We start from the raw sequence: 6810 nt of genomic DNA, 5'->3' as shown, positions 1-6810 counted from the left end.
AAGTTCAACGAGCGCTACAATGCCTGGGCCGAGCGGTTCCAGGAGAGCGCCAACAAGGCCGACGTGATCATCGCCAAGCAGCGCCATGGGCCGATCGGCAGCGTGACCCTGCAGTTCGACGCGAGCTTCGGCCGCTTCCGCAATCCCGAGCTGATCGACTACAGCGATGCCCCACCCTACTGACGGACCGGCCAACCTGGACCGGCCCGTGCTCGAGGTCGACCTGGACGCGATCGTCCAGAACCGGCGGCTGATGATGCGCCTGGCCGCGGGTGCCGAGGTCGCGGGCGTGCTCAAGGCCGACGGCTACGGACTGGGGGCAGACCGGGTCGCGGCGGCGCTGGCGGCGGACGGCTGCCGGACCTTCTTCGTCGCCACGACGGAAGAGGCGCTGGCACTGCGCCGGACCCAGCAGGAGGCGCGGATCTTCCTGCTGGGCGGGCCTGGCAGGGGAGCGGAGCGCGAGCTGGCCGAGGCGCGGATCCTGCCGGTGCTGAACGACCCCTCGCAGCTCGCCCACTGGCGGGCCCTCGCGGGCCAGCTCGGCCGGAAGCTGCCGGCCGCGATCCAGCTCGATACCGGCATGCACCGGCTGGGCTTCGATCGCGTCGACCTGCTCGACATCGACCTTATCGGGATCAAGCTGGTCCAGGTGATGAGCCATCTGGGCGTGGCCGACGAGCCCGGCCATCCGCTGAACGAGGGGCAGCTCCAGGCGTTCGAGGAGCGCCGCGCCCTGCTGCCGCCGGCACCGGCCAGCCTCGCCGCCTCGTCGGGCGTGCTGCTGGGCGAGCGGTTCCATTTTGACCTGGTGCGGCCGGGCATCGCCCTTTACGGCGCGCAGCCGGTGGCGGGCTCGCCGATCGATCTCCGGCCGGTGGTTCGGCTCATCACCTCCGTGACCCAGGTCCACGAGGTTGAGGCTCCGGGTGCGGTGGGCTACGGTGCCACCCACGCCGTGAGCAGGGGCATGCGCATCGCGACCCTGCCGCTCGGCTATGCCGATGGCCTCCTGCGTGCAGCTGGCGGCAAGGTTTCCGTGAACGTGGCGGGAGTGGACGTGCCGGTCGTAGGCCGCATCTCGATGGATCTCGTCACGATCGACGTGACTACCCTGGGCGGCCGGGTCCGTCCGGGGACCCAGGTCGAGGTGCTGGGCGGTCCGGGCTCAGTGGAACGCTATGCCGCGGCGGCCGGCACCATCCCTTATGAGCTGCTGGTGCGGCTGGGGCCGCGGATCGAACGCCGCTACCTTGGAGGTACCGCTTGAACCCGCTGCGCCGGATCGGCGCCGGGCTGCTCGACTTCTGCCAGCAGATCGGGTCGATCGCCACCTTCGCACTGGTCTCGATCGGCCGCGGCCTGGCGGGCCCTTGGTATCCCGCGCAGATCCTGCGCCAGATGATCGACATCGGCTACTACTCCCTGCCGGTGGTGGGGCTCACCGCGATCTTCACCGGCATGGTGCTGGCGCTGCAGTCCTATACCGGCTTTGCCCGCTTCGAGGCGGAATCCGCGGTGGCGACCATCGTGGTGGTGTCGCTCACCCGCGAGCTGGGCCCGGTGCTGGCCGGGCTGATGGTGGCGGGCCGGGTCGGTGCAGCGATGGCCGCGGAGCTCGGTACCATGCGGGTCACCGAGCAGATCGATGCGCTCACCACCCTGTCCACCGACCCGCACCGCTACCTGATCTTCCCGCGCCTGCTGGGCGGCACGCTGATGCTGCCGCTCCTGGTGCTGGTCGCCGACATCATCGGCGTGTTCGGCGGCTTCGTGGTGGGCACCTCGAAACTGGGCTTCAGCCCCTACACCTATATCGACCAGACCCTGCAGTATCTGGAAACGCAGGATGTCGTGGTGGGCCTGGTGAAGGCGGCGGTGTTCGGCTTCATCGTGACCCTGATGGGCTGCTGGAATGGCTACCAGAGCCGCGGCGGTGCCCAGGGCGTGGGTGCGGCGACCACCAGGGCGGTGGTGACCGCGTCCATTATGATCCTGGTGTTCGACTACATCCTGACCGAGATCTTCTTCAGCCGATGACCGAAGCTCCCGCCAAGATCGCCATCCGGGGTCTGCAAAAATCCTTCGGCCGCAAGCACGTGCTGAGGGGGCTGGACCTGGACGTGCCGGCCGGCAGCTCGGTCGTGGTGATCGGCGGCTCGGGCACTGGCAAGTCGGTCCTGCTGAAATGCATCCTGGGGATCCTCCAGGCGGACCAGGGTTCGATCAGGGTCGATGGCAGCGAGGTCGTGGGTGCGTCCGGGCGCGACCTCGAGGGGATCCGCCACAAGTTCGGCATGCTGTTCCAGGGCGGCGCCCTGTTCGACTCCCTGCCGGTCTGGGAGAACGTCACCTTCGGCGTGCGGGCGCGGCAGAGGATCGGCCGGGACGAGGCCAGGCGCATCGCGGTCGAGAACCTGGGAAAGGTCGGCCTTGCCGCCGACGTCGCCGACCTGATGCCGGCCGAGCTGTCGGGCGGCATGCAGAAGCGGGTGGGCCTGGCCCGGGCGGTGGCGCTGGAGCCCGAGATCCTGTTCTTCGACGAGCCGACCACCGGGCTCGACCCGATCATGGCCGACGTGATCAACGACCTGATCCGCTCGCTGACCCGGGCGATGGGGGCCACGGCGCTCTCGATCACCCACGACATGGCGTCGGTGCGTAAGATCGCCGACTATGTCGCCATGCTCTACGAGGGCAGGGTGATCTGGTACGGACGGGTCGAGGATCTCGACCGCTCCGGCAACGACTTCGTCGACCAGTTCATCCATGGGCGCGCCGAGGGGCCGATCACGGTGGGGACCCGCTGAGCCCGGCCTGTTCAAGCTTGCGGCGAGGAGCCTGATGGCACGCGTTGAACGCCGCTTCGTCTGCCAGTCCTGCGGGGCAGTGACGTCGCGCTGGCACGGCCGCTGCGACGATTGCGGCGCCTGGGACAGCTTCGTCGAGGAGACCGTCCAGCCCAAGGGCACCGGCAGTGCCGCCGCCACACGCACGCGCGGCCGGCGGGTGGAGCTGGTGGGCCTGAGCGGTGCTGCCAGCGCCCCGCCCAGGATCGGCTCTGGCATCGACGAGCTGGACCGGGCGCTCGGCGGCGGGCTGGTGCCGGCTTCTGCACTGCTGATCGGCGGCGATCCCGGGATCGGCAAGTCGACCCTGGTGCTGCAGGCTGGTGCCGGCTTGGCCCGTGCCGGGCGGCGGGTGGTCTATGTCACGGGCGAGGAGTCGATCGACCAGGTGCGGCTGCGCGCCCATCGCCTGGGCCTGGCCGACAGCAAGATGGAGTTGGCCGCGGAGAATGCGGTGGCCGACATTCTGACCACTCTGGCGGCGGGGCTGGCGCCGGACCTGCTGATCGTCGATTCGATCCAGACCATGTTCACCCAGGGCTTCGACCAGGCGCCGGGCACGGTGACCCAGCTACGCGCCTCGACCGACGCCCTGATCCGCTTCGCCAAGACCCGGCAGACGGCGGTACTGCTGGTGGGCCATGTCACCAAGGAGGGCCAGATTGCCGGCCCCCGCGTCCTGGAGCACATGGTCGACACCGTGCTCTATTTCGAAGGCGAGCGCGGCCACCAGTTCCGCATCCTGCGTGCGGTCAAGAACCGGTTCGGCCCGGCCAACGAGATCGGCGTGTTCGAGATGCAGGAGGCGGGCCTGGTGCCGGTCACCAACCCCTCGGCCCTGTTCCTGTCCGAGCGCGAGGAGGGACTGGCGGGCTCCGCGGTCTATGCCGGGATCGAGGGCAGCCGCCCGGTGCTGCTGGAGATCCAGGCGCTCGTCGGCAACGTGGCGCCGGGCAGCCCCAGGCGTGCGGTGGTCGGCTGGGACAATAACCGGCTGGCGATGCTGCTGGCGGTGCTGGAGGCGCGCTGCGGCCTGGAGCTGTCCGGGCGCGACGTGTACCTGAACGTCGCTGGCGGGCTGCGGATCAACGAGCCGGCCGCCGACATGGCGGTGGCGGCGGCGCTGATCGGCTCGCTCCTGGACCGTCCTGGGCCGGAGAAGGCGGTGTTCTTCGGTGAGGTGGGTCTGGGGGGCGAGGTGCGCAGCGTCACCCAGAGCGAGCTGCGCATCCGGGAAGCGGCCAAGCTCGGCTTCACGCAGGTGGTGGCGCCGCCCGGCGCTGCCGGGAAGGCCACCCAGGTCGAGGTGACGCCGGTCCGGCGGGTAGGGGATCTGGTGGCGATGTTCTCGCCCGCGGCGGCGCCGGGGCGGCGGCCGCGGGTCCGGACCGGAGTGGATTGATGGGCAGCCTTCCCGAACTGACCGCCTTCGACCTGGGCGTGATCGCGATCGTGCTGGTGTCCGCGGTGCTGGCACTTGCCCGCGGCTTCGTGCGCGAACTGATGACGCTGCTCACCTGGGGCGGCGCGGTGCTGACCGCGATCTGGCTCTGGACGCCGGTGCGCGAGATCGTGGCCGGTGCGGTGGCGCAGAGCCTGGTGGTCGACGCGATCACGGCGGTCCTTGTGTTTCTGGTTCCGCTCATCATTTACAAGCTCGTGGCGTCGATGCTGGTAAGAGGTGTCGACGATAGTGGCTTGTCCGGGATCGACCGGCTGCTGGGCTTGGTGTTCGGCGTCTTCCGTGGCGTTTTGGTGGTGGCGGCGGTCTATCTGGTCGCGGTCCGCCTGGTGCCGATTGAGGACCATCCGATCTGGGTCAAGAACGCCTGGCTCCTGCCCGAGGTGCAGACCGCGGCGCTGGTGCTGGACGGCATGCTGCCCGCGGAGTTCGCGGAACGAAGCCTGGATGCGCTCGAGAAAGGGGCCGGGACCATTCAGGACCTGGCCGACCCGCGTCGTCTCCTGGACGGGCAGCCGTCCGGTGCGACCGCCGAGCAAGGTTACGGCGCTGCCTCACGGTCGGCGATGGAGCGGCTGGTCGAGCAGCAGGAAAGCGAGTGAGTAGGCCCATGTCCTTGCCCGAACGAGCCCTGCCGTTCGACGACGACAAGCTGCACGAGGAGTGCGGCTGCTTCGGCGTCTGGGGCCATGCCGACGCCGCGGCGGTCACCGCACTGGGGCTTCATGCCCTGCAGCACCGCGGCCAGGAAGCCGCCGGCATCGTCAGCCTGGACGGTGGCCGCTTCCTCAGCCACCGGGCGATCGGCCTGGTGGACGACGACTTCAGCAAGCGCTCGGTGATCGAGGCGCTGCCCGGCCAGGCGGCGGTGGGCCATGTCCGCTACTCGACCACCGGCGCCTCGGAGCTGCGCAACGTCCAGCCGCTATTCGCCGACTATGCGTTCGGCGGCCTCGCCATCGCGCATAACGGCAACCTCACCAACGCCATGGCGCTGAAGAAGCGGCTGGTGAACGATGGCTCCCTGTTTCAGTCGACCTCGGACACCGAGGTGCTGGTTCACCTGATCGCCCGCTCGCACCGCCAGGACGTGGTCGAGCGGCTGACCGACGCCCTGTTCCAGATCGAGGGCGCCTGGTCGCTGGTGGCCCTCTCGGCGGATGCACTGATCGGCGTGCGCGACCCCTTGGGGATCCGGCCGCTGGTGCTGGGCAAGCTCGGCAGTGCTTGGGTGCTGGCGTCCGAGACGGTCGCGCTGGATATCATGGGGGCGGAGCTGGTCCGCGACATCGATCCCGGCGAGATCGTCATCATCGACGATCGTGGCCCGCGCTCGCTCCATCCGTTCCGCGAGCAGCCGCAGCGCTTCTGCGTCTTCGAGTATGTCTATTTCGCCAGGCCGGACTCGGTCCTGCAGAACCGCGGCGTCTACCAAGTGCGCAAGCGGATCGGCGAGGAGCTGGCGAAAGAGAGCCCGGTCGAGGCCGACCTGGTGGTACCGGTGCCAGACAGCGGCGTGCCCTCTGCCCTGGGCTTCGCCCAGGCCAGCGGCATCCCGTTCGAGCTCGGCATCATCCGCAACCATTATGTCGGCCGGACCTTCATCGAGCCCACCGACCACATCCGCCATTTGGGCGTGAAGCTGAAACACAACGCCAACCGCTCGCTGATCGAGGGCAAGCGGGTAGTGCTGGTCGACGACTCCATCGTGCGTGGCACCACGTCCACCAAGATCGTCGAGATGATGCGTGCGGCAGGCGCCAGCGAGGTGCACATGCGCATCGCGAGCCCGCCCACCACCCATTCCTGCTTCTACGGGGTCGACACGCCCGAGCGCGGCAAGCTGCTGGCCGCGCGCTACGATGTGGCCGAGATGGCCAAGCTGATCGGGGTGGACAGCCTGGCCTTCCTGTCGATCGACGGGCTCTACCGGGCGACCGGCGAGGCCGGCCGCGACCGCACCACACCGCAGTTCTGCGATGCCTGCTTCACCGGCGACTATCCGACCCCGTTGCGCGACGCGGTGAACCGGGGCGAGGGGCAGGCCGAGCACGCCACGCCTGCGACCCAGCCGGTGGCGGAGCCGGTCGCGTGAGCTCGGTCGACCTTTCCGGGCAGATCGTGGTCGTGACCGGGGCCTCGCGCGGGATCGGTGCGGCGGTGGCGCGGGCCGCGGCCGCAAAGGGCGGCAAGGTCGTGATCGTCGGCCGTACCCGGGGGGCGCTGGACGAGCTGGACGACGAGATCCGCGCACTCGACCGCGAGGAGGCGGTGCTGGCGCCGGTGGACCTGACAAGGCGCGAGCATGTCGACGCGCTGGGTGGGATGCTGTTCCAGCGCTTTGGCCGAATCGACCTGCTGGTTCATGCCGCGGGCGAGCCCGGCACGCTGACGCCCGCGTCGCATATCGACCCCACCGAGCTGCAGAAGGTGCTGGCGGTCGAGGTGGTGGCGACCCAGCACCTGATCCGCTCCTTCGAAGCGCTCCTGCGTGCGGCA

General features: G+C 69.5%; 8 protein-coding genes. All 8 read left to right on the top strand.

The genetic code is table 11. The annotated features are described in order from the left end of the window. Positions 1-183 (top strand): DnaB-like helicase C-terminal domain-containing protein (locus EQG76_RS10610; RefSeq protein WP_321573446.1); only part of this gene is annotated, 183 nt, incomplete at its 5' end. Between the two features lie 25 nt (positions 184-208). Beyond that, positions 209-1270, top strand: a complete 1062-nt coding sequence (alr, locus tag EQG76_RS10605) for an alanine racemase (RefSeq protein WP_235031305.1) — start codon at positions 209-211, stop codon at positions 1268-1270. After that, complete coding sequence (locus EQG76_RS10600; RefSeq protein WP_235031304.1) at positions 1267-2040, top strand: MlaE family ABC transporter permease; 774 nt, start codon at positions 1267-1269, stop codon at positions 2038-2040. Before alr ends, EQG76_RS10600 begins: the two co-directional genes overlap by 4 nt. Beyond that, the gene (locus tag EQG76_RS10595) at positions 2037-2810 is read left to right on the top strand and encodes an ABC transporter ATP-binding protein (RefSeq protein WP_159713167.1); all 774 of its coding nucleotides are present in this window, start codon (positions 2037-2039) and stop codon (positions 2808-2810) included. Before EQG76_RS10600 ends, EQG76_RS10595 begins: the two co-directional genes overlap by 4 nt. A 34-nt stretch (positions 2811-2844) precedes the next feature. After that, positions 2845-4251: a DNA repair protein RadA gene (radA, locus tag EQG76_RS10590; protein WP_159713165.1), complete on the top strand. Its 1407-nt coding sequence runs from the start codon at positions 2845-2847 to the stop codon at positions 4249-4251. Beyond that, positions 4251-4913: a CvpA family protein gene (locus EQG76_RS10585; RefSeq protein ID WP_159713163.1), complete on the top strand. Its 663-nt coding sequence runs from the start codon at positions 4251-4253 to the stop codon at positions 4911-4913. The genes radA and EQG76_RS10585 overlap by 1 nt, the downstream gene beginning before the upstream one ends. An 8-nt stretch (positions 4914-4921) precedes the next feature. Then, a complete protein-coding gene (gene purF / locus EQG76_RS10580; RefSeq protein WP_159713171.1) occupies positions 4922-6406 on the top strand; it encodes an amidophosphoribosyltransferase in 1485 nt (494 codons plus the stop codon). Beyond that, positions 6403-6810 (top strand): SDR family NAD(P)-dependent oxidoreductase (locus tag EQG76_RS10575; RefSeq protein WP_159713161.1); only part of this gene is annotated, 408 nt, incomplete at its 3' end. The genes purF and EQG76_RS10575, both read left to right, overlap by 4 nt.

The organism is Geminicoccus flavidas, from assembly GCF_009806515.1.
GTDB lineage: Bacteria > Pseudomonadota > Alphaproteobacteria > Geminicoccales > Geminicoccaceae > Geminicoccus > Geminicoccus flavidus.
Note: the sequence above shows the minus strand (reverse complement) of the source record. Positions and strands in the feature narration are given on the sequence as shown.

Bases quoted from the DNA above. Each gene is read 5' to 3' on its own strand.
- EQG76_RS10595 (WP_159713167.1), top strand. From the start codon at position 2,037: ATGACCGAAGCTCCCGCCAAGATCGCCATCCGGGGTCTGCAAAAATCC.
- radA (WP_159713165.1), top strand. From the start codon at position 2,845: ATGGCACGCGTTGAACGCCGCTTCGTCTGCCAGTCCTGCGGGGCAGTG.
- EQG76_RS10585 (WP_159713163.1), top strand. From the start codon at position 4,251: ATGGGCAGCCTTCCCGAACTGACCGCCTTCGACCTGGGCGTGATCGCG.
- purF (WP_159713171.1), top strand. From the start codon at position 4,922: ATGTCCTTGCCCGAACGAGCCCTGCCGTTCGACGACGACAAGCTGCAC.